The 23753-nt window shown below is 49.5% G+C and carries 15 protein-coding genes and 1 other RNA gene; 8 read left to right on the plus strand and 8 right to left on the minus strand.

The window, feature by feature from the left end; genetic code table 11:
• Positions 1–360: 360 nt before the first annotated feature.
• The 7 genes from EIH22_RS00940 to EIH22_RS00970 are packed head-to-tail and all read left to right on the plus strand — an operon-like array spanning position 361 to position 9729.
• A complete protein-coding gene (locus tag EIH22_RS00940) occupies positions 361–1542 on the plus strand; it encodes an ABC-three component system protein (RefSeq protein ID WP_124053957.1) in 1182 nt (393 codons plus the stop codon).
• On the plus strand, positions 1539–1769 hold the full coding sequence (locus tag EIH22_RS00945) for an ABC-three component system middle component 7 (protein ID WP_124053958.1): 231 nt from the start codon (positions 1539–1541) through the stop codon (positions 1767–1769). Before EIH22_RS00940 ends, EIH22_RS00945 begins: the two co-directional genes overlap by 4 nt.
• The gene (locus tag EIH22_RS00950) at positions 1759–3468 is read left to right on the plus strand and encodes a DUF2326 domain-containing protein (protein ID WP_124053959.1); all 1710 of its coding nucleotides are present in this window, start codon (positions 1759–1761) and stop codon (positions 3466–3468) included. Before EIH22_RS00945 ends, EIH22_RS00950 begins: the two co-directional genes overlap by 11 nt.
• Positions 3465–3686, plus strand: a complete 222-nt coding sequence (locus EIH22_RS00955) for a helix-turn-helix domain-containing protein (RefSeq protein ID WP_124053960.1) — start codon at positions 3465–3467, stop codon at positions 3684–3686. The genes EIH22_RS00950 and EIH22_RS00955 overlap by 4 nt, the downstream gene beginning before the upstream one ends.
• A complete protein-coding gene (locus EIH22_RS00960) occupies positions 3679–6852 on the plus strand; it encodes a type I restriction endonuclease subunit R (protein WP_124053961.1) in 3174 nt (1057 codons plus the stop codon). The genes EIH22_RS00955 and EIH22_RS00960 overlap by 8 nt, the downstream gene beginning before the upstream one ends.
• Positions 6853–6866: 14 nt before the next feature.
• Entirely contained in the window at positions 6867–8495 is a 1629-nt protein-coding gene (locus tag EIH22_RS00965) for an HsdM family class I SAM-dependent methyltransferase (RefSeq protein WP_124053962.1), read from the plus strand.
• 22 nt (positions 8496–8517) lie between these two features.
• Positions 8518–9729: a restriction endonuclease subunit S gene (locus tag EIH22_RS00970; protein ID WP_235001715.1), complete on the plus strand. Its 1212-nt coding sequence runs from the start codon at positions 8518–8520 to the stop codon at positions 9727–9729.
• A 328-nt stretch (positions 9730–10057) separates the two neighbouring features.
• On the opposite strand, the gene ssrA is transcribed toward EIH22_RS00970, so the two are convergent.
• The 6 genes from ssrA to prfB form a co-directional block, all read right to left on the minus strand.
• Positions 10058–10429: a transfer-messenger RNA gene (gene ssrA, locus EIH22_RS00975) on the minus strand.
• A gap of 193 nt (positions 10430–10622) precedes the next feature.
• Positions 10623–11153: an SsrA-binding protein SmpB gene (gene smpB, locus EIH22_RS00980; RefSeq protein ID WP_124053964.1), complete on the minus strand. Its 531-nt coding sequence runs from the start codon at positions 11151–11153 to the stop codon at positions 10623–10625.
• Positions 11154–11307: 154 nt separating this feature from the next.
• On the minus strand, positions 11308–12630 hold the full coding sequence (locus EIH22_RS00985; RefSeq protein ID WP_124053965.1) for a M23 family metallopeptidase: 1323 nt from the start codon (positions 12628–12630) through the stop codon (positions 11308–11310).
• 25 nt (positions 12631–12655) lie between these two features.
• Complete coding sequence (gene ftsX / locus EIH22_RS00990; protein ID WP_124053966.1) at positions 12656–13564, minus strand: permease-like cell division protein FtsX; 909 nt, start codon at positions 13562–13564, stop codon at positions 12656–12658.
• On the minus strand, positions 13564–14253 hold the full coding sequence (gene ftsE / locus EIH22_RS00995; protein WP_124053967.1) for a cell division ATP-binding protein FtsE: 690 nt from the start codon (positions 14251–14253) through the stop codon (positions 13564–13566). Before ftsE ends, ftsX begins: the two co-directional genes overlap by 1 nt.
• A gap of 203 nt (positions 14254–14456) precedes the next feature.
• Entirely contained in the window at positions 14457–15584 is a 1128-nt protein-coding gene (prfB, locus tag EIH22_RS01000) for a peptide chain release factor 2 (protein ID WP_124053968.1), read from the minus strand.
• 185 nt (positions 15585–15769) lie between these two features.
• Between prfB and EIH22_RS01005 the strand changes: the two genes are divergently transcribed.
• Positions 15770–16870 (plus strand): phosphotransferase, encoded by a 1101-nt coding sequence (locus EIH22_RS01005; RefSeq protein WP_124053969.1) that lies wholly within the window; start codon positions 15770–15772, stop codon positions 16868–16870.
• On the opposite strand, the gene EIH22_RS01010 is transcribed toward EIH22_RS01005, so the two are convergent.
• Positions 16850–20482, minus strand: a complete 3633-nt coding sequence (locus EIH22_RS01010; protein ID WP_160148991.1) for a UvrD-helicase domain-containing protein — start codon at positions 20480–20482, stop codon at positions 16850–16852. The genes EIH22_RS01005 and EIH22_RS01010 overlap by 21 nt on opposite strands.
• Positions 20479–23628, minus strand: coding sequence for a UrvD/REP family ATP-dependent DNA helicase (locus EIH22_RS01015; protein WP_124053971.1), 3150 nt, complete (start codon positions 23626–23628; stop codon positions 20479–20481). Before EIH22_RS01015 ends, EIH22_RS01010 begins: the two co-directional genes overlap by 4 nt.
• Between the last annotated feature and the right edge of the window lie 125 nt (positions 23629–23753).

The following is a 23753-nucleotide window of genomic DNA, read 5'->3' on the forward strand; positions in this document are numbered from 1 at the left end:
CTGGCCTGCGCTAGCGCGGAGCCAGCGATCGACTTCGTTCGAGAGCTCGAGCGGCCGTCTCGGAGAGCAGCAGAAGCCTTCCTCGCCACGACTGGTGAGGTCTGCTTTCGGTTCTTCCTTGTCATCGTTTGTTCACCTCCTGCCTAAGTCGATTGGGGCTAACTTGGCGGCGGCGCCGCCTTGTCAGCAGGTTCTCGATCACTGACTTCCATCGGCACGTCCGGTCTCGTCCGGGGTCTTACCCTGCGGTAGACTTGGTAAAGGGATTCTTCACGTTCGCGTACCGATGTAGTCGTCGAGGACTTGTTTACAAGGTACGAATCGGCCCTACTCGAGCCGAGATGGAATGTGAGAGAACCCGTGAGACTTTGTGAGACTCTTGCATGGAGGGAGGTTGCGATGAAGTTTTTCGAGTTCGCTGAGGCGATGCGCCCATTGGTTCCGGGCAAGCTTTCGCGCGCCCCTTACCTACGGGAACTTATTTCGATGTTCACTACCGTGACCGAAAACGAGTGGGGCACGAGGAACGATCCGATCACGGTCGTATCGGATTCAACATTGGATTCAATGACGTCTCGCGACAACGCGTTTACGAAGAAGTTGGCTCAAGCCATTCATTCGCGGCTGCGCATCGACAATTTCATCGACGTGATTCAAGACCTCGACGATGCAGCAAAGATGCTGATCGTTCACAACTTGGAGCAATTCGGATTGGGAACCAAGATTGATCAACTAGCATTCGATGCCGCAAATGAACTAGTCAATATCTTGCACGAGAAGGCCAAGATCACCACTGACGATTCTGCGCTGCGACGAGAGATCCGTATTCACGCCGCTCTGGCGGCCTATCGGCAAGAGTTGCTGGTCCGGTCCAGAGGGTGTCAAGTGTGTGGCGCTTCTATGGTTACTGTGTCGAATGGGAAGTCCAAAGCCTCTCCGCAGATCGTCTTCCTTGATAGCGACACTCCCGAGCCATCTCGGGATGACTTTGCCGTGCTTTGTCTTCCCTGCGGCGAGAAGTACCGCCTCGCCCATACCAAGGATGACGTGGCCGCCCTTCAGTACAGTAACTCTCGCCTACTGACACAACAGCAGCTGGGTGACGACCTGGCACCTTTGGACTTAGACAAGAAACTTGTCGACTTACTTCAACGCATCAAGGCTCTGCCGCGGGCTCAGCGAACATTCGACCCGAATTACATCGTTGTTCCACTCGAGCAAAAACTCACCGATGACGGTCTACTCTCGCGCTGCAGCGATGCCATGGCCATCTACGAGCGCGTCATCCGACTAGAATCTCAAGCACTAGAAAGCACCGGTCAGTTCAGCTTCAACCGGATGAGAGCACAAATAAAGGCAGCTTGGTGGTCAATGATCGACGCCGACCTGACTGAAGCTGAGATTTTCTCAAGACTGGCCATGTGGATCGCGGACCAGACCGGAGGCGACCAGTATGCCTCAGAGGTGCTCGTTGCCTACATGATTCAAATCTGCGAGCTCTTCAACCCCGAGGATCTAACAGGTAAGGTCTTGGCCGCATGATTCGCCTCCCAAACAAGCTCTACACTTTCAAAGAATCCACCCTGGCCCTACTCCCACCTATCATGGCAACGCTTGAGATGGGCCTGATGCCTGTAGCGGAGTTGCGTGAAGAAGTTTGGCGCGACATTCCATCTGCCACCGACTTCATCGAAGCACTCTCTCTTCTACTCGCACTAAGAGAGCTCATACTCGATGAGGATAAAGGGACGGTAGAATATGCTCGTTAGACTTTGGTCACCCGCGTTCAAGATCGATGGTAACTCAAGGGAACCGATCGAGTTTCGTCCTGGCTTGAACCTGGTCGAAGGTGGAGCTGAAGCTGAGAATTCCATCGGGAAATCAACAGTTCTTGAAATCATTGACTTCGCATACGGTGGAAAGCGCTTTCTCTCATCCGATGCTGTTCGACTCCCACAAGCCGTCGGTCACCACCCGATCTATTTCACGATCCGTCTCAGCGGAGTCGACTTCCACTACTCACGAGACACCTCGCGCCCCGACCTGATCCAGCCTTATATCGACAAGAATTGGACTACTCCCGCTGGTGAAGCACTGGGTATCGATGAATATTTGAATCAGCTCCTCACCGCATATGGCTTGAACGAGCTAGGCACATCCTTTCGAGACCTTGTAGGACGTTTCTGCCGAGTCGATGTGTCGGAACTTTCCCTGCTTGACTACCCGCTAGCATCGGTGCCCCAGGAACCGGCGGCTAAGGGCGCAGCGGCACTACTTCGGCTGCTCAACGTGTACCAAGAGATCGAAAAGACCCAACGGGCACTAACAAAAGCTCAGGATGAAAAGAAGCTCCTGAACTCAATGGCCAAGTCGAAACTTAGCCGGTACATCAGCATCACCAAGAAGGCGGAGCGCCAAGAGGCCGAGGATCTCCTCCAGGCCGCACGAAACGAACTCGCACGACACAAGGTAAAAGTCGATTTAGAGCTGTTCGAAGAACGCGACAAGGCCGAAGCCGAACAACAGCAACTCCGTGCACAATTGCGGCCAATCGAAACGAGTATTAACGCATTTCGGGGACGCCTGGCCGCCGTCAACGCAACCCTAAACGGCGAATCGCGTATTACAACAGACGATCTTGAGCACTTCTACGAGTACTTCCCCAATGCCAACAAGGAACTCCTCGAGACCGTCGAGATGTACCATCACAAACTCGTTGGCATCTTGCGCGAGCAGTTGCTCGAACAACAGCAACTCTATGAGACCAGCATTGCCGCACTGCAAGCTCAGGCGTCGCGCGTGATAAGCAGCATCCACGCCCTTGGAGAGAGCGTCGAGCTGGATGATGAGATCTACCAAGAAAGTGGGGAGCTGGTAGCCACGATTCGCCAGTACGAGCAACAAATCGAGATGTTCGACAAGACTCAAGCCATCGAAGCGCGGCGGAAAGAACTCAAGGCAGAGCTTGAGCAGGCAATCCCCAGAAAGCTCAACTCACTTGCCGCAGCCATTAATGACGAGATGCGTGAGTTCAATCGTGCCCTGTACCCAGACACCAAACGGCTCCCGCCGATCTTGTCGTTCAAACTCGGCCGAAACGCGGTCACCTACGACTTCGATCACAACGGGGACACCGGTGCGGGCAACAAGTCCAAGAACCTCATACTTCTAGATCTGGCGATACTTCAATTGACGCCACTGCCGTTCCTCATTCACGACTCCGCACTCACTAAGCAAATCGCATTCGATCCCGTACGCAATCTGCTATCGCTGTACGAGGAGACCAGACATCTCGAGAGCCAGGCAGACGAGCCCAAACAGGTGTTCTACTCGTTTGATGCGGCTAAAGCATACGGCGAAACCGCCCTTGGATCTGTCGAGAATACTCGTGTGATCAAGCTCGGCGAAGGACCGCACGCACTCTATGGCTTTACTTGGAATGTTGAAAAGGAAGGCGCAAACAAATGAGCTACACCTTCAAGCCACTGTGGAAGCTTCTCATCGATAAGGAAATGACCCGCGAGCAACTACGCAAGAAGACCAATCTCTCCTCAGCTACGATGGCGAAACTTGCCAAAGATGGGAACGTAACAATCGAGGTCCTCGCCAGACTCTACCTTGAACTAGGTGTCCAGCTCACTGATATTTGCCGTATTGACGAAAAGAAGGGAAAAGCCAATGGCTAGAGATTTCAACGAAGCAACACGCGTTCAAATGCCTGCCCTTGTCCACTTGGCGCGACTTGGATACGTCTACGCTGGCAGATTCCACGAACGCGACGCAGGTATACACTTCGATGCCGACACCAACATTCTCATCGAAGTGTTCAAGAAACAGTTTGCCCTTCTTAATCCGGAACACACTGGGTCAGCGGAAGAAACCTTGCGCACCATACGACAGGAGCTAGACAATGACGACCTCGGCCGAAGCTTTTACGAACGACTTACCAGCGTCTCCCCTGTTCGGCTAATCGACTTTGACAATCCCGCAAACAACGACTTCCGATTCACCGCGGAATTCACGTGCAAGAACGGAGACGACAGCTTTCGTCCCGACATCACTCTTTTCGTAAACGGTCTACCCCTTGCTTTCATTGAGGTAAAGCGTCCCCACAACCAGGGTGGCATGGTGGCGGAGAGTGAGCGAATGAACCGTGGACGCTTCCCCAACAGAAAGTTCCGACGGTTCATCAACATTACACAGCTGATGATCTTCTCCAACAACATGGAGTACGACGCACAAGGAGGCATCACCCCAATCCAGGGAGTGTTCTACTGCACCTCCGCACGAGCGAAAACGAAGTTCTCAACCTTCCGCGAGGAAAACCCCCGCAATACATCCATTCCGCCGTACAATCAACACTACCCCTACCTTCCGGTCGATCCCGCCGTCGAAAAGCAGGTCCTTTCCGACTTCAACGCACAGGTTATCCACACCACCGTCGAATATCAGACAAACCTGGGCATTAACACGCCCACAAACAGGGTACTCACTTCGATGTGCTCGCCAGAACGGCTGCTGTTCCTAATCAGGTACGGTATCGCCTACGTTCGCATGGACAAAGAAGTCGACGGAAGGATCGAATCCACTGATCAAAAGCACATCATGCGCTACCAGCAGATGTTTGCCTCCCTAGCCATTCGCGAGAAACTCAAAGACGGAATCACCTCTGGCGTTATCTGGCACACACAAGGAAGCGGCAAGACTGCACTGTCGTACAACCTCAACGGTGTTCTCACTGATTACTTCGCTAACCAGAACAAGGTTGCCAAGTTCTACTTCATCGTCGATCGACTCGATCTACTAGAACAGGCAAGCCAAGAATTTGAAGCACGCGGGCTTTCTGTCAAAACTGCCAACTCCCGCGAAGAGCTCATGGAGCAGTTCCGCACCAACCAGTCACTTGAGGGGAATACTGGCAAACGGGAGATCACCGTCGTTAACATCCAGCGTTTTGCCGAAGACAAAGCTCGAGTGGATTTGTCTGGCTACGCGACCAACCTGCAACGCATCTTCATCATCGACGAAGCGCATCGTGGCTACAACCCAGTCGGCAGCTTCCTAGCAAATCTCTTTGAAGCAGACCCGAGCTCCATCAAGATCGCGCTCACGGGTACACCTTTATTGCGTGAGGAACGCGCTTCGTGGAAGATCTTCGGCGACTACTTGCATACCTACTACTACGACAAGTCGATTCAAGATGGCTACACCCTAAAAATCATTCGAGAAGACATCGAAACTACCTATCGTGAGCGGCTCTCTGAGATCTACGACTCCATCGAAAACCTCGTTCAAAAGAAAGACGTTCCAAAGAACGAGATCGTAGAACATGACAAGTACGTCAAGGAACTCCTCCACTACATCCTCAGCGACTTCACCAACTTCCGCATTATCCAAGGCGATGACACTCTAGGCGCGATGATCATTTGTGAGACCGCGGAGCAGGCTCGCAAGCTTTATGCCTACTTCGACGAAGTCCAGGCACAGTACAACGTCAGCTCATCACACCCGATCTCGCTCAAAGCAGGACTCATCCTCCATGATTTCCAAGACAAAGAAACCCGCACTCAAACGGTCACAAACTTCAAGAAGAACATGACCGTCGACGTCCTGATAGTGTTCAACATGCTCTTGACCGGCTTCGATGCACCCCGCCTCAAGCGCCTGTATCTCGGTCGTCGCCTCAAGGACCACAACCTGCTGCAGGCACTCACGCGAGTCAACCGACCCTACAAGGACCTGCGCTACGGTTTTGTCGTCGATTTCGCTGACATCAAGGCGAACTTCGAGGACACCAATCGCGCCTATCTCCACGAGCTCAACCGCTTCAACGACCCCGACGAAACAGGTGATGATTCAGGTCAGGACGCATTCGCCACCATCCTTGAAGACCCCGAAGAGCTGATCGAACGAGTCGAAACCGCACGTCAACACCTGTTCAACTACGACCTCGATAACGCCGAGGTATTCTCCAGTCAGATCTCTGTCATTGAGGATAAAACCGAGCTGATCGAACTGCGCAAGTCACTGCTATCAATCCGAGAATCATTCAATGTCGCCCGCACTTTTGGTGATGACGAGCTCAAGGCCGAGATGGATGCACTCAAGATTGACCGACTCCCTGAGCTGCTCTCTGAGGTCGAGCGCGCCATCATGATTTTCAATCAGAAGGAAGCCTTCCACAACTCTGATGAAACCTCCCGTGCCATCAATGAAGCCATGCAGGAAATCGAGTTCAACTTCCGTCTCAAAGACAGTGAAGAAATGCGCCTCGCCACTGGTGCTGAGCAAGAACTCCAAAGCAAGTGGCAACGCACAATTCAAGCTTTCACTGAGAACATCGATCAGGAAGACCCGAAATACATCACGCTCAAAGACGCATTCATGCAGCGCTTTAAGGAGCGCGGGTTTGTGATTGACAGCTTCACAGACTTTGATGAGGAATCGCGTGCCCTCGATGAAGTATATAAGAAACTAGTCGAGCTTCAACGTCAGAACAACACTCTCCGAGCAAAGTACCGAGGAGACGCTAAATTCGTTCGAATCCACAAACGAATCCGTGAAGAGAACGAACGACGTAAAACTGTTGGGAAGGCTCCGATCGTGGCCGCATACGACGAGAAGATCCTGTCTTTCCTCGAAGCGATCAAGACCAACATCGATGATCGTGTCTATGACCGCAGCGACATCCTAAAGAAGGACGCCTACTTCGAGCAGACAGTCATGCAACAGCTCGCCACTGGGCTTAATGAACTTGGCTTTACCTCCGATAGGAGCGATCGTCAGTTCATGCAGCAGCGCATCGCACGCCAATATCTCGACCAGTACAACGCAACCTACCTAGCCGCATAAGCCGAAGGACACCAATGAACATTGAAATCAAACAACGCACAATCGACCTGATCGACGCACTCAAGTCGACGTGCCAGTCCTACGGGCTCGGCAATGACGGCAACGAATACAAGATCATCACCCAGGTATTCCTTTACAAGTTCTTGAATGACAAGTTCGGTTATGAGATCAAGAATTTGCGTTCAGCAATAGCTCAGGCAGAGAGCTGGGAGATTGCCTATTCGGCACTGAGCGAAATCGAACGTCTCGACCTACTCGATGAACTATCTCCCGACGTTCCTCGACTCCAACCGCATCATCTAATTTCGCATTTGTGGAACCAGCAGACAAAAGGCGACTTTGACCTTATTTTCGATTCCACAATGTTGGATATTGCCGATAAAAATGTTTCGATCTTCTCAACACAAACAATTGAGAAGACCAAAATCCCACTATTTGAAAAACTCACTGACTTCATTACGGATGAAGCACAGCGTGCACCCTTCGCACGTGCACTTGTCGACAAGCTTGTTAATTTTACTTTCGAAGAGGCTTTCGACGAGCACTACGATTTTTTTGCTGCAATTTTTGAATACCTAATCAAGGACTACAACACCGCCGGTGGCGGGAAGTATGCCGAGTATTATACGCCGCATGCTATCGCCACCATTATGGCTCGCCTCCTAGTCGGCGACGACTCGGACCTCCACAACATCGAGGTCTACGATCCCTCCGCTGGCACCGGTACCCTGCTCATGGCATTGAGTCACCAGATTGGCGAGGACAGATGCACAATCTTCGCACAAGACATCTCACAGCGAAGCAACAAGATGCTGAAGCTCAATCTGATTCTGAACGGTCTTGTGTCCTCATTGGATCACATCGTGCAGGGGGACACTCTACTTAGCCCGTACCACAAGACCGACGACGGGACGGGTATCAGACAATTCGACTTTGTAGTCTCAAACCCTCCTTTTAAGATGGATTTCTCGGATACCCGTGAAGGACTAGCTGCGATGCCAGCTCGCTTTTGGGGAGGGATACCAAAGGTTCCGAACAAGAAGAAGGAGTCGATGGCGATCTACACCCTCTTCATTCAACATGTCATCAATTCGTTGAAATCGACCGGAAGAGGAGCAATCGTCGTTCCCACTGGTTTCCTATCCGCCAAGACGGGCGTTGAGAGGACCGTGCTCAAACACTTGGTAGACGAGCGCATTGTGAGCGGCGCAGTAAGTATGCCAGCTAACGTATTCGCTAACACCGGTACAAATGTTTCCGTTTTATTCTTTGATAATTCACGCACAAACGATGACATCGTGTTAGTCGACGCCTCAAGTCTTGGTGAAGAATACAAGGAAAACAACAACAAGAAGAGGCGTTTACGCCCCGAGGAGATTGAACGGATAGTCGACGCGTTTAGGCGACGCGAAGCAATCGACGATTTTTCAGTCACCGTCACATACGAGGCCGTGGTTGAAAAGAAGTACACCCTAGCCCCGGGTCAATTCTTTGACGTCAAGGTACAGCACCTCGACCTTACGCAAGAAGAGTTCTCTTCTAGAATGGCGGAGTTTGAATCGACCCTCGGCCAATTGTTTCAAGAGAGCGCTGATATCCGTAAAGATCTTCTCGACCGATTGGAAATGGTGAAATATGAATAGGAGTGGCATTCACATTGAGCGGTTGGACGAACTTGTCGCAGATGTTATCGACTGCCCACATTCGACACCAAATTGGACTCCCGACGGAAAACGTGTAGTTCGGAACTTCAATCTTAAAGATGGCAATTTGGACTTCTCAGATGGGTACTTCGTCGACGAATCGACCTATCTCGAAAGGGTACGCCGAGCCCTACCGGAACCCTACGACATCATAATCTCCAGGGAGGCGCCAATCGGGACTGTAGGGATTGTTCCGCCCGGCTTGGAGTGCTGTCTCGGGCAGAGACTGGTGCTATTAAAGACCAATCCAGAGAGATGTAGCGCAAAGTACCTTGTGTTTGCGCTTATGTCGGAATATGCAAAGACTCAATTTCGTCGAGCAAACGCTACAGGATCGATAGCTAGCAACCTCACAATACCTGCACTCCGCGATATCAAAGTTCCGATTGTTGAGAATTGTGAGTCTGTCGGCGAGCTGCTTTGGAGCATTAACAGCGCGATACAGCTAAACAGCAAGATCATCGAAACTACTCAGGCCATGATGTCGACCATTTACAACTATTGGTTTGTGCAGTTTGACTTCCCAGACGATCGAGGTAGGCCGTACCGCACTTCCGGGGGGAAAATGGTGTGGAACGAGACCTTGAATCGAGAAATCCCTTACGGATGGACCGCCATACAACTTCAAGACATTCTTCGAAAAAATTCTAGAACATTGATTAATAAGTCAAGTCAGCCAACAATCGATCTGAGTGTCATGCCTTCTAGGTCGATTGGGCTTAGCACCCTCAACTCCAGCGATGAATTTTCCAGCAATCTATTTGGAATGCATGAAGGCGACATTCTTTTCGGGGGAATCAGGCCATATTTGAAAAAGGCAGGGATAGCGCCGTGCAATGGTGCAGTCGCTGGAACCGTTCGCTCATTCTCGGTACGCCGACCGGAGGATTACAATTTCGCAATGTGCACGTTTGCCAGTGATTCAATGTTTGACTTCGCGATGCGAGTTTCAACCGGAACGCGCATGCCTACGGTCTCATCTGACGCTCTCCTAAGCCGGTGGGTGCCATATGACGAAAGAACCGTTGCCAAATTTGGCATGCTAAACCTTAAGGACACAGTTATCTCAAGCGTCAAGGAGATTTTGCAGCTCAAGAATTTGCGAGATTGGCTACTTCAGGGTTTCATGAGTGGTCAGGCAAAGCTTTCGGAACTCCCAGAAACAACAAGCTGAGTATGCGTTTTACAGTCCAAGGCGTTGTGGGTTTGAACAAGAAGGCGTTTAGAAGCGCAAACTTTCAGCGGTAATGCTTCTGTATATTTTGACGATTAGTGCCAACGATTTAACGCCTAGATGTACAATTTGACAGCATCGAGCGTACCGTCCCGTTTACGACGACCCCTCCTCGACTTTGCCTCGGAAGATGCAAGTTAGCGCCGTGATCGCACCCGCCTCCTACCACACAGAACCCCCCCCCGAACCCCGCGCTTTACCTGGTAAAACGCGGAACCCGAGGGGTTCTGTCTGCTCTCACAACCTTGTATCCAAAGTTGAGTAGCAATGGTGGAGATGCAGGGAATTGAACCCTGGTCCGATAGTGCAAAACCCAAGTCTTCTCCGGGTGCAGTTTGCTAAACGTTGTTTTTGGCTCCAGCACTCACGCAAACAAGTCGCTGACGAACCTAGTTAGCTAAATGTGTTTTACCAACCACTAACGAGCTGGCAAAACAGTGGCTTTCAAAAACGACGCCACGAATCTAACGCGAAAGCAACGTTAGTGTGACGGACTTAGGCGCTCGCTCAGGCGGCGAGGGCGAAGTCAGAATGCTGCTTGTTGGCAACTAATTTTTTGCAGAGAATCGTTAAAGAGATGACTCTACATCCTCTACCCGCTTCCCTTCGGCAGTCACTACCGTCGAAACCGATCATCCCCATATTTAGTTTTCAAACCGCACCAACTCAATCCAGTCTATTCAAACCGAATCAAAAGGTGCGAAACTATTTGTCTAGGATACATTCCTTCAAAGAAAAAATCTAGCGCCATGATCACCAGCGTATTTGTTACCTATCGCAACCCCAAACCCATCACAACGCCGGCGTTCTCACGAAGCATCATAATCCAGCAATTACCGCCTTGCACGCCGAGCATCGGACATTGCACGTTCAGCTTCACGTTGATCCTGCCTGCGTTTAAGTGTTTCGCGCTTATCCCATTCTTGCTTGCCGCGAGCCAGCGCAATCTCAACCTTGGCACGCCCACCAATAAAGTACAGCTCAAGTGGCACAACGGTAGTTCCCTTATCTCGCACCTTCAGTGCAAGGGAACGGATCTCATCACGATGCAACAGCAACTTTCGTTTCTGAGTAGGTTTGTGGTTTGTCCACGATCCCATCGCATAAATCGGAACATTTGCACCGATCAACCATGCTTCCCCACGTCGATCGAACTCAATCCACGCTTCTGTGAGCGAGGCACGACCCATACGCAACGCCTTTACTTCGGTACCAGAAAGCACCAGTCCCGCCTCGATCACCTTGTCAATATGATAGTCGTGGCGAGCTTTCTTATTGCGCGCAATAACATGTTTTGCGTCTGCCTCAGCTTTTGCCTTCTGCGCAGGTGTAAGCTTCGTCGTCGCCTGTGATTTCTTTGCCACGCGAATTAACCTCCCTGCTCGGCATCATGCGAGTTAAAGACCGATCTCCTTAAACCCACAGCGAATAACAGATAACGTCCACCTAGTTTACACCGCAAAGCCGAAAATCTAAATTTACGCGATTGTCTAAATTAACCTTCAATTCTAGAAGCTGTTAGTAATTGCGCTGTGTAAATCCCGGGAGCGTCATTGGATCAAGTACTACATCGTTACGCCATACTTCGAAATGAACGTGACAACCAGCCACACGCCCCGTTTGTCCAGTTGTTCCAATAACTTGACCCTGGCTAACGGATTGACCAGCTTGCACACCTATCGTGGTTAAATGTAGATGGATCGTCACCCAAGATGCCCCATTGACGAAACCATGATTAATCCATACTTGGTTGCCACCGGTTCCTCCAACATATGCGGGAACTGTTTTAATGACGACGCCGTCTGCAGCAGCTCTCTGTGCCTCACCACATTGAGAGCGAAGGTCTACTCCCTCATGGAGCACCCTTTTCCCGGTGATTGGATGGATACGGTACCCCATCGGAGAGGTTACAAACAAAGGAGCAGGAATCGGCGGATGTAGCCAGAATGATCCATCTGAAGTGTCTGCATTACCAGTACCTTGACCAGCCGCCGCAGCTGCCGCGGCTTTTTTGCGATTTTCTTCATCAATCTTCGCAATTTCAGAGGAGATCGATTGTCTCTCCGCCTCAGTTTGTAAAATCGACGCATTAGTTACATCTTTATATGCCTCAAGAGCGCGATGTTGATTATCAATATTTGCCAAGAGCGCGTTAAGCTCATTGCGTTTTTGGTCAGCTGCCTCTTTGTTTACTTTATTTTGCTCAACCAGAGCATCGGCTTTAGCTTTAAGGTCGCCAATGGTATTTTCAACGGCCTCTTGACGTGCCTGGCGATTCTTTGCGCTCGCCGTCGCCTGCTCATGCTCAGTCAACGCGAAGGTTTGGGTGCGCGAAATCGCAGAGGTTACACGAAAAGAATCGATGAAGTCACTAGCTGAACTTGAACCAAGCACAAGATCGATGGTGCTGGGTCCAGTTTCGCCCCGGTAAGAGGCACGAGCCAACTCCCCTAGCGACTGACGGGATTCTTCAGCAGCACCCTTGGCTTTATCAATGTCCTTCGAGATCGTCTTGAGCTCAGACTGAGCCGCCTCAAGCATTGCCGCGTTGGTTTCCGCTTCACGTTGCGATGCCGAAAGCTTATTTTGCGCCTCTAGTACCGCTTGTTCTGCTCCAGGAAGCTGCGAACGAGTTTTTTCGAATTCCAAGAAAGTTTTCTGGATATCGACGTCAACGCCTTCGAGCTGAGACGTTAACGAATCAATCCTGTTTTGCTTTTCTTTTTGCTGGTTAACAAGATCATCACGATCTGCAGCTTGTGCAGGCACCGCAATATATGCCCCCACACAAGCTACAGAGAGAGTAGCAATAACCGCTGAAAAATTTCTTCGTATACGCATCTTTAGACTTGCTTCCTCGGGCTTCTTAGACTCGTGTGTACCTTCTTAGCGCGAAGAATGAGGCAAGTGAAGCGATAACGATGGCTGCAATTACTAAGATCGGGCTGAGAATAAATACATCCTTAACCGTAACGATTTGGATCCAAGTGGAGCCAAACCAATCCTTGATAAGGAATTCAACAACCAACCAGAGGCTCAGAATTGCCAGCACTGCTCCGATCAGTGAGGCGATGATTCCTTCGAGGATAAACGGCAGTTGAATCATCTTGTTTGATGCACCAACGTAGCGCATGATTTCAGTTTCATTACGTCTAAACATCGCCGAAAGGCGAATCGTGGATGGAATCAGCAACATCGCTGTAATCACCATAACCACAGCTAGACCGCCAGAGACCAGTGTGAAGTTATTGAGCGTATTAAATAGCGGTTCGAGCTGTTTACGCTGATCAATGACGGATTCAACGCCCGCACGTCCTTCGAGTGCGTCGGCTACAACCTTATATTCTTCTGGATTAACTAGCTTAACCCGGTAAGAGGACTGCATCTGATCGGCGGTCATCGCCTCAGCCCAAGCAGAATCAGACATTTGCTTCTTAAACGCTTTAAGAGCATCTTCCTTAGATTCGAAATAAACTTCTGCCACGTAAGGCTTCATTTCCTTCGACTTTAAATAGGTAGAGATTTCGTCAATCTGATCTTGAGATGCCTCACCAGCAGCACACTGAGCACGCTGCGAATGCTGTGGACACATAAATGCCGAAACTTCGACCTTGTCGTACCAGTCGTTCTTGAGGTTACCGATTTGAATCTGCAAAAGAATAGCGGCGCCGATGAAGACTAACGAAACAAACGTAACGAGTGTTACCGAAAATGCCATCGCTAGGTTGCCACGTAGTCCCTTAACAGTTTGGGAAAGAATAAAACGTAACTTCATTACCGAGCCCCTCCGTAAGCTCCGCGTTCCTGGTCTCGCACGACACGACCATCAGAAAGTTCGACGACGCGTTTACGCAGCTGATCCACAATCGCACGATCGTGGGTAGCCATTACAACGGTTGTTCCCTGCCGGTTGATTCGATCAAGAAGGCGCATAATTCCCAAGGCGGTTTCGTGATCAAGGTTTCCAGTTGGCTCGTCAGCAAGCAAAAGTTCAGGACGGTTCACCATAGCGCGTGCAATAGCAACGCGCTGTTTCTCACCTCCGGAGAGCTCATACATACGGCGGTTTTCTTTTCCGTCGAGCCCAACGAGTTCGAGTACCTTCGGCACTTCTTTTTTTATAGCATGGCGCGGTTTACCGAGCACCTGCATAGCCAAGGCAACGTTATCGAAAACGTTCTTTTCAGAAAGGAGGCGAAAATCTTGGAAAACGTACCCGATTTGGCGACGCAGGAAAGGCACACGACGTGCAGAGACGCCGGCAAGATCCTTGCCTAGGACGAAAACTTTGCCCGACGTCGGCGCAGTCTCAGCGGAAATCAATGAAAGCATTGTTGACTTTCCAGAACCCGACGCACCAACTAAGAATACGAAATCGCCTCGCTCAATAGTGAGAGACACCTGGTCAAGCGCAGGGGCGGCACCCTTAGCGTAAAGTTTTGTTACATTTTCAAAATTGATCATTAAATTCACGTCCTAGCGACGGTTATCGGTCACTAGACACCCTATTGATATTTGATTTAGAGCGAAAAATGACGCGCCGATACGCCCCACATTAGTGGGCAAGGTTATGCTAGAACCGAAATAAAATAATGCTAGCCAAGAAAGTTTAACTCCCCAAAGCAACATGGGACTCTCTTGGAATCGAATTCCTCGCCGACGCGAGTTCATTCCTCGTCGAGTTGACCGTGGCGCCAGCGGATACCAGCGTCGATGAAACCATCTAGATCGCCGTCGAACACCGAATCAGTGTTGCCAACTTCGTAGTTCGTGCGCAAATCTTTGACCATTTGGTACGGGTGCAGAACGTACGAACGCATCTGATCGCCCCACGACGCCTTTACATCACCAGCAAGTTCCTTCTTCTTCGCCTGCTCTTCTTCGTGACGCAGCTGCAAAAGGCGAGACTGTAAAACTCGAAGTGCCGATGCGCGGTTTTGAATCTGCGACTTTTCATCCTGCATAGAAACTACGATTCCGGTTGGAATGTGAGTCATTCGCACCGCCGAATCAGTGGTGTTAACCGATTGCCCACCTGGGCCAGAAGAACGGAAAACGTCCACCTTCAACTCCGATTCTGGAATCTCAATATGATCGGTGGTCTCAATCAAAGGAATAACTTCCACCGCCGCAAACGAGGTTTGGCGTCGACCTTGGTTGTCAAAAGGAGAAATGCGCACCAAGCGATGCGTACCGGCTTCTACGGAAAGCGTTCCGTAAGCATACGGTGCAGAAACTTCAAAAGTCGTCGACTTAATTCCTGCTTCTTCAGCATACGAGGTATCCATAACCTTTGTGGCATAGCCGTGACGCTCCGCCCAGCGCAAATACATGCGTTGCAGCATCTGCGCCCAATCGGCAGCATCTACACCACCCGCTCCTGAGCGGATCGTCACGACGGCGTTGCGCTCGTCGTATTCGCCCGAGAGTAACGTTTTCACTTCCAAGTCCGCAAGCGCAGTGGAAACCTTCTCCAACTCTTCGTCAGCTTCAGCGAACAGCTCGGCACCGGCGTCGGCATCCGTAACAGCTTCTTCTTCGGCCATCTCGACAAGAGTTTCAAGGTCTTCGATTCGCCCGCGCATCTTCTCGACTTTGTCCAGCTCTGACTTGGCGTGGGAAAGCTTAGAGGTAACCACTTGAGCGGCATCGGGATCATCCCACAAGCCTGGTGCCGACGATTCTTCCGTCAACTGAGCGATCGTTTCGGTCAATTTAGGTACGTCAGTAACCGCCTCGATCTGGTTAAAGGTTCGGCGGAGCTTTTCAATTTCAACGTTATAATCAGTGGCCACGATTCCACATTCTACTTCATCATGCCCGATTGCTATGAATGGTGACGCCGTGAGAGGGCTTACCTCTTCCCGAAGGTTCAGTCATCGTCACTCGGCGCTTCGCATTTCAGCCAGCCGCGCTCTCAATTTGATCGGAATCGGTGTGTGAATCACGCTTTGACCCTATTTCTCGATAGCGTTGGAGTGTGAAAGTTACACCTCTTCATCTAGCCGCCCTTGCTGTCGTCGCCGTCAAAGACCTGCGCCCAGTGGGCACACGCGAACCGATTATGCGCACCTCCGATTTTTACTACACTGGCGTGCTCGATGATGCAGGGAAGCGCTGGGTAGTTAAATACCCGTTGCATTCCCATGCAGGAACAACCCTCGAGGCAGAAGCTGCAGTTTCGCGCTCATTGCTCCATGAACTTCGGAATGGAAATCTTCCGTTCGATGTGCTTCGTCCAGCAGGTTTCGCACCACTTAGCCACGGACGAGCTCTTGTTTACCCTGCCCCACTAGGGAAGATTCAGTCTTTTGACGATATTTCTCGGGCCTCCGCACACGAACTCGGACGTACTCTCGCATCGATTCATTCGTTGAACACGGACGTTATCGATCGTGCAGGAATGCCTCATTACGATCCTTATGCGTGGCGTACTCGCCTTCTTACCGAGCTTCACGACGCCGAACAGGTCACGTCAATTCCTACTGTACTGCGTAGGCGTTGGGAACAGGCTCTAGATAATGAGGCGCTTTGGAATTTTACCCCTGCTGTCATCCATGGGGATGTTGCCGAGGAAAATTTTTTATGGTCAGAAGGAACAATTTCCTGTGTCTTGGGCTTCGGCGAAACCCAAGTTGGAGACCCAGCACTTGATTTCGCTTCTCTAGTTTCCTCACTTCCAGAAGATCTTTTCGACGCCGTCTTTGAGTCGTATCAAAATGCTCTCAGCCACGTCGTAGACGAAAACTTCTTTAATCGATCAATCCTTATGAGCGAACTGGCTGTGCTTCGCTGGCTTTTGTTCGGAATCCGAATGAAGGATAACTCCGTGGTTGAAGAAGCTACGCAGATGCTGGGTGACCTTGCGAGTGATATCGAAGCCGATCCCGAGCTCTCGTTCGGTCCAACCTGGCAGGTAGATGAATTCGTGCCTGGCAATTACGTTGACTCTGCAGAAGAGGCCTCGTTTACAACGTCTGCGCCAGATATCGACGAAGATGCTGACTTCCCTGAGGTTTCTGGATCTGACTCCCCTAGTGAGCCAGATTCAAAATCTTCATCACAGGTCCGTAGCGAATAGTTGTTTGCCTTCTTCAAGTTTCTGAGCAATTACGCTTTCGATATCCTCCGCGGGCAGACCGCTAGATCGAAGTTCTCTTCGACTTGGATCTGTCTCTCCTAGATAGTAGAAACATGCCTCAATCGACTCGATCGGCACGCCGTAGCCGTGAGACCACGCCAATCGATATAGTTCCAACTGAAATTGACGCGATTCGATGTCTTTATCAGACGGGTGTCTACCCGTCTTCCAGTCGACGATCAAAATCGGTTTTTCTGCCGAGACTTTCGACGTATCAAATACCGCGTCGATCACGCAGCGAACAGGCTTACCGAGAAGCGATATTTCAACTGGTTGCTCAATCGCAAGCTGAGGTAGATCTACAAACCTTGATTCTTCGAACCGCTTCATAAAGCTATTGACCTGAGCTTCATCTACCACCACTTCTTGATCAATCGGCATCTCCCACGGATCCGAAACTGAATCGATATCGAGTGTGCGAGGCGCATTGAAATAGTTGGCAATACGGGCGTGTACATCTGTTCCGGTTTTTGCCGCTCGAATTGGTTCTCGAGGAATAGGCCTGAGCTGGTTCAAGAAATACTGGGAGGGGTCATTGACTAAGGACACTATTCCTGATGCGGTGAAATAATCACTTTCTAATGAGCGTTGATTTTCTGCTTGGCGCTTTTCACCTATTAACAGATTGACCATTTCTTCACTGCGATCAAGCAGGTTCAACACACTATCGGCGTCGACAGTCTGCTTTGAATTTGAGGAATGTTTAGATTTGCCATCAAGCGAACGATCGACATCAATCGGCCACCGGTAAACCGCTTCATCGTTACCGGTTTTAGCAACGCCATTGGTGGCATCATCCTCGATTAAAGGTTCAGCCCACACTAAGAATTCCTGTGCTGATCTAAAAGGTCGCTCAGTTTCGTGGAACTCTACGCCTCCAGATTCATCATCCAAAATTTCATCAGCAAATACCCTGGTTCCCTGGGATTCTTCGAACGTATAAACCTCATCAACGTAATTGCTGATCTTCTTCCATTTTTGAGAAAGGGTGCACTCCCCCTCATCTTCTGCTTCAACTTTGCCATCAAGCGCAGCATATTCTACTTTCACGTCTTCTTGATCTTTAAAGTCATAGCTACCCAAGATCAAGAAGGATCGTGGCCTAGTAAAGGCAACGTATGCCAGTCGTCGTGCTTCGCCCGATTCGTATTGAGGTACGACTCGATTTTTGTAATCGAAGAACATACAACTTACAAGACCTTTTTGACAATAGGCAGGGTCCTCTGCCAGCGCCATTTCTTGTTGGACACGAGAGTCCGTGCACGCAGATTGCGCGGAAAACTGAGGAAGATACTCGCTGTCTGATCTTAGTGGGAACGGCAACATCGTTTTTCGGGTTTGCCATAATTTGGCTTTTCCCTCAACAACGTCCGAAAATTCACCCATCACCAACTCAGGTACAGCCACAACGTCCCACTCCAGTCCCTTAGCTGAGTGAACCGTCAAGATCTGAACAACGTTAGATTCAGGCTCAATGCTCTCTTGTAATTCGAAAAGAGAAACATCGGCGTCGTTTTCAGCATCGCCACCTCGTTCTTTTTCTTCAACTGCCGTTATCCAATCACAAAAATCCTTGATTCCTGCTTTTGGATTATTCGTAATAAATCCAGCTGCCAAATCAACGAACAAAGCGAGTGCTTTTCGAACGCGGTTAGTTCCTTGAGCTCTGGCTTCAATAACCGTATAGAGGTTTAGCTCGTCGATAACTTTAATTATGAAATCCGGTAGGTGCAGATGCCGTTCGGACCTTACAGTCTCAAGTAACCGCGCAATCTCCATGATTCGATTCGAACCTAATTCGGAGACCTCATAAGCCTGTAGGTCCGAGACAGAGGAAAGCCCTGCCAATACTTCAATTAAGTTAAGTTGAAGTCGCCTTTCTTTCCCCTGGTCTTTCTTCTTAAGATCACCAACATACCTGGAAAACGCCTTTAGATCACGCGCTCCAACTCCAAAATAATTAAAGAGCACCATCAATGAATCATTACGGTTAGGTGAAGAAACAATATTTAAAATAGCCCTGAGTAAACGAATTTCTGGCATAACAACAATTTGCTCGCCACCAACGATTTCATAGTTCAAGCCTTCTTTTTCAAGAACAGTAACGATATCGTCCACATACCGATGTTTTCGTATTAGCACCGCCGCCGATGGGATTTTATTAGGGTCTCGCTGCTTGGCTTCATTAAAAACCTTCGAAATCTGGTGTGCCATTGCTTGATAGGAATCCATTCGCAAATGGCGATGCACATGAATAACAGATCCACCTACAGCTTTTGGAGCAGGTGTTAATTCACTGAGCGAGAGCTTCCGCTTTGGGAGCGGAAGGGCTGGAGAATCTAGCCAAAACCGATCTAAACCAGATGCATCGTCTAAAGCTTTTTGAGTACGTGCATCCCACTTTCTTTCAAAGCCTCGAGTTGTTGCATTGGCTACGTGAAGGATGTTTTTAGCATTACGAAATGCAATCGATAGGCTCAAAACATTGGATGACTCCACAGAAAATTTTTCGCAGAAATCAGCCAGAGCGTTCGCACTGGCTCCGCGCCAGCCATAAATTGCCTGATTAGGATCGCCAACTGCACATACCGATTCTGCTCCTTTAAAAGCAGCTGCGATGAATTCGGCTTGATTAATCGAAGTATCTTGATACTCATCGAGAAGGATAAGCTTAAATTGGGAGCGCAGATCCTGCGCTATTTGTGGAACTTGTGTCAATATTCGCGTTGCCCATGCAACCTGGTCGGCATATTCAATAAGAGAATTTTCCTTCTTGTAATCAAAATACGCATCTACTACATCCATCATGGAGATGCGTGCTTTGAGACTTGGAATTGCCTTTTTTAACTCAGAGAACCCTTTCGGCGCTTCTGTGCCTTTAAACGGTGCTCGTCGAAAAGCTCCGCCATTTTCTAAGGTAGAAATCGCATCTTCTTCGTCCAACAAGTAACGGCGAACGCAATCGGTCGTCAATTTGTTGTCGATGATACTGGCAGCAAGAGCAAGTACAGAGTCAACTACGCCGGACACGGAAGAAAGCTGTTCTTTAGTTTCGTCGTCGGTACCAGTCCAATTCTGGACTATATCCGTAACAATCTGCCAACGTTCTCCTTCGGTAATTAGCCGAGCCCGCGGATCTTCTCCAATCAACATGGCATAGGACATCGCAATTTCTGAGGCGAAAGCATTGTAGGTGGCAATAGTTGGTTGACGGAACTCTCCGTGTACCAGATCGGCGGCTACGTCGTCTTTCTTATGTCCAGAAACATCTTGTAATTGGCTCTGAGCTTTTCGAACGTATTTTATTGTGCGCTCAGCCAGCTCTCCTGCTGCTTTACGCGTAAAGGTGAGCCCAAGAACCTCATCGGGTTGAACGTTTCCCGAGGCAATATGCCACGCGATGCGCTGGCTCATGGTTGCAGTTTTACCTGCACCTGCACCTGCAAGTACTAGGATCGCTGGTTCTGTTGAACGAATAACCTGTTCCTGTTCCTGGGTGGGTGGGAAATCAAATACTCGAACAAAATCTTGAAAAGAAAGAATATTCCTCACGAAAATAACCTCGATCCCTTTTGTGCAGGGCAAATTGTTTGGAAAGAACAGTACTGACATTTGGCATTCGGTTGTGCCAGAATGTTGGGACCTCGTGACAGCTGCGCAACGTTAATGAAGTTTTGTTCTGCCAACGTTAGATCAACGTCAGTGGCCACGTCCTGCTTTGATTCCTTAAAAGTCTTTCCCTGCATTCCCAGATGGACGAGCTTCGCACCCGCAGATTCGTGAGGCTGAGGATAGTTCCCTTCGCTTTTTACCGCGCCGTTATTGACTAGCCATTGATAAGTCAAAAGCTGTGGATGCGTGGCAAGGCTATCTTTTGCCGGTGCCGATTTACCAGTTTTCAAATCCACAACGACGACCCGCTCGGGAGAGTTCAGTTCAAACTCGATTCGATCAATTCGACCAGCTACTACGAAATCCTCAGATGAATATTCAGCACGTAGCTCGGTTTGTACTCCCTGGGGTGCCTGAGCAAAATAATCGGCGAGTTTTTCAACCATCTTTTGTGCATTATCGAAAAGGATTTGATTCCACAAAAGCGAATTATCTAGCCCAAGCCCACTCCATTCACGGCTGAGAACCTCCAACATGACTTCACGCGGACCACGCGGATAGTCTTCCGCAATTTTATGAATGAGGGTTCCGACATCCGCTTTAACAGTGTCTTCAGTTGAATCCGCACCGATCATTCTAAAGAATTCGCGCAGTGGGCATTCGAGAATTGATTCGACTTTGGAAGGAGAAATCCTAACTTTACCATCTTCAATTGCTTCGGTAGTCGTCCATTCAAACTGGTCAACCCAGTTCGTCGAATCTGCTTCTTTGATTCCTGCTTTCGAGAGCTCATCTAAAAGGTTCTTCGCCTTCTCCGATGCTTTCGCAAGGTTTAAAACTGAAATCCTACGAAGCACGCCAACCACACTATCAATATTCGCGCTCAGAGCTTCGGTATCAGAAACTTCGTATCGTTCGAGCTCTTCAACCCGATCCAGCCACTGAATAAACGTTGAAGGCATGGTTTCAGAGTTTTCTTCAGCTGTAATCGTCACCGACGTACGAGCCCGCGACACGCTTTGAAGGAGCATCCTCAGCTCATCATCCACTACTTCACTTACCGATTGTTCAGCCGTCACGGTTCCGCCAGATAAAACTGAACCAACCACAACGGAAACTAATTCAGGAACTCGTGTTAACGGATTACGAAGCTTAGCATTTGGCCAAACACCTTGGTTAACTTGTGCGATTACTACGTAGTCCCAGCTACGCCCAATAGTTGAAGCAGGAGTGCAGAGGGATACCTCCTCGTTTGTGGCACCGGTTTGAGCAATCGAATCTTCAGGTAGGTCTTGGAGTTCCATATTCTCCAAGAAACGATCAATTCCCACAGATTGCATCTTCCGGTCAGTCAAACGTTGAGCAACTCTGAAAAGCTGGATAATCGAATCTAAATCATTATTAGCGGTATCAGCTAAGATGCCTGTTCCGAGAGCCGTAGCGCGCCATTTTTCAGCTACTCCAAGCGAATTCCACGCCGTCCAAAGTACTTCATCGGCACTAGCTCCACGTCCGTGGGTCAAACGAATTTTGCCAATGAGACCAGCGATTCGCGCGATTTGAGGAATTTTTCTAAGAACATCAGCACGAGGATTGTTCACAATCTCCAACAGCAATTCATTTTCGAGTCGAGTACCTCCCGCGAGGAGTTCCCACCCTCTCAGTTCACGCTTGGTACGCCGTAGTTGAATCGGGTCGATTTCAAAAAGTCGTCCGGTAATTACTCTCTCAACATCATTGATTTCGATCGTAGCCGGATCATCTATCGCCAGATGCAAAAGATCAAGCAATGCTCTAACTGCAGGTTGCTCGCGCAGAGGTAACGCCGAATTAATTGATTCAACTGGAATTCCCATCCGAATGAGTGCGCGCCGCATTGCACTGTGAATAGCATTGGAGCGTGTAATAATTGCCATTTCACCATAGGGAATGCTTTCCTCTAAATGGAGTCGCCGGAATTCAGCACCAATTTGTTCAATCATCGCGCTGAAGTGGACAGATGTCATTACTTTGACTGAATCATTATTTTCAGAATCATCTTCATCCCAAAAACGAGCACTTCGGTGCCTGCTCACACCTGCAACATGGATCCCAGAGGCTATTCGCTGGCAAATAGTTCTAATTTGCTCATTCCCACGATAAACCTGACCCAAAATTAGCTGCTCAGCATCAATTCCTAAATCATTCTTAGAGCGCGTAAGCATTGACGGTAGGTGCGAAATTCCTCCGCGAAAGCCCTGTACGGCAACGTCAGGGTCTCCGAACGTAACAATCGAAGCGCCGTCGTCTTGTAACTGCCGGAGAAGTTTAAGGAGGCTCAACGTTGCATCCTGAACATCATCAACAAAAACCCAGTCCCAATGTGGTTTGGAAAGCAGACTCCCAAGTGAGCCAGAACCTTCTATGCTACTTTCCCACGCCTGCAAAACCCCAGTGGCGTTACTCATCAGTCGCGCATGATCCACTCGATCAGGATTTTGAGAATAACTACTTGCTTGAACCGCGAGCGCTCCTTCATAAGCAGTCATAATCTTCGAGCCCATTACCCACGCAGGTCGCTCAAATTTCTGACCAAGATCATGGAGATCATCAGCAGATAAACCTAGTTCCGCAGCCCGGGTAATAAGGTCACGAAACTCCGCACGATAGGCGGGTAGCTGTGAAACACCATCTGCAACTAATTCATAATCCTTAAGCGGAATAACGCCTTCTTCAATCAAATCAAAAATTTCTTTGAGAACAACATCTTGATCGGGACCCGAAATTAACTCTGGCTCTTGGCGTCCGCTCCGCTGCGCATACTCAGAGATAATTCGAAAAGAAAATGCATTAATCGATTGCACCGAAATAAATTCGGACAGCCCGCCCAAAGCCACCGAAAGTTCATTACGAAGTTGAGATGCGGCTCTTCTATCCGGGCTCAACACTGCAACTCGAGCCATTGGGTTAGCCTCAATAACCTTGGCAACTGCCTGCTTCAAAACCTCAGTTTTACCCGACCCAGGTGCACCAATTACTGAGAGCGCACAAGGAGAAACGCATCTATCAATAACGTCTAGCTGCGTTGAGTCTAAAGTAACGATCATTCCGGCATCCTTTGAAAACTTGTTATAACAAGGGTATCTGATCACTCCTGCCAATTTCCGTGTCCACCACTAACGAAATCGCTAAACGTAACTACATACCATGCTTATCTTCACGCTAAACTGGA

This window comes from Arcanobacterium ihumii (assembly GCF_900604515.1).
GTDB lineage: Bacteria > Actinomycetota > Actinomycetes > Actinomycetales > Actinomycetaceae > Arcanobacterium_A > Arcanobacterium_A ihumii.

Coding starts and splice junctions, on each gene's coding strand:
- EIH22_RS00945 (WP_124053958.1), top strand. CDS start 1,539: ATGATTCGCCTCCCAAACAAGCTCTACACTTTCAAAGAATCCACCCTG.
- EIH22_RS00950 (WP_124053959.1), top strand. CDS start 1,759: ATGCTCGTTAGACTTTGGTCACCCGCGTTCAAGATCGATGGTAACTCA.
- EIH22_RS00955 (WP_124053960.1), top strand. CDS start 3,465: ATGAGCTACACCTTCAAGCCACTGTGGAAGCTTCTCATCGATAAGGAA.
- EIH22_RS00960 (WP_124053961.1), top strand. CDS start 3,679: ATGGCTAGAGATTTCAACGAAGCAACACGCGTTCAAATGCCTGCCCTT.
- EIH22_RS00965 (WP_124053962.1), top strand. CDS start 6,867: ATGAACATTGAAATCAAACAACGCACAATCGACCTGATCGACGCACTC.
- EIH22_RS00985 (WP_124053965.1), bottom strand. CDS start 12,630: ATGCGTATACGAAGAAATTTTTCAGCGGTTATTGCTACTCTCTCTGTA.
- ftsX (WP_124053966.1), bottom strand. CDS start 13,564: ATGAAGTTACGTTTTATTCTTTCCCAAACTGTTAAGGGACTACGTGGC.
- ftsE (WP_124053967.1), bottom strand. CDS start 14,253: ATGATCAATTTTGAAAATGTAACAAAACTTTACGCTAAGGGTGCCGCC.
- EIH22_RS01015 (WP_124053971.1), bottom strand. CDS start 23,628: ATGATCGTTACTTTAGACTCAACGCAGCTAGACGTTATTGATAGATGC.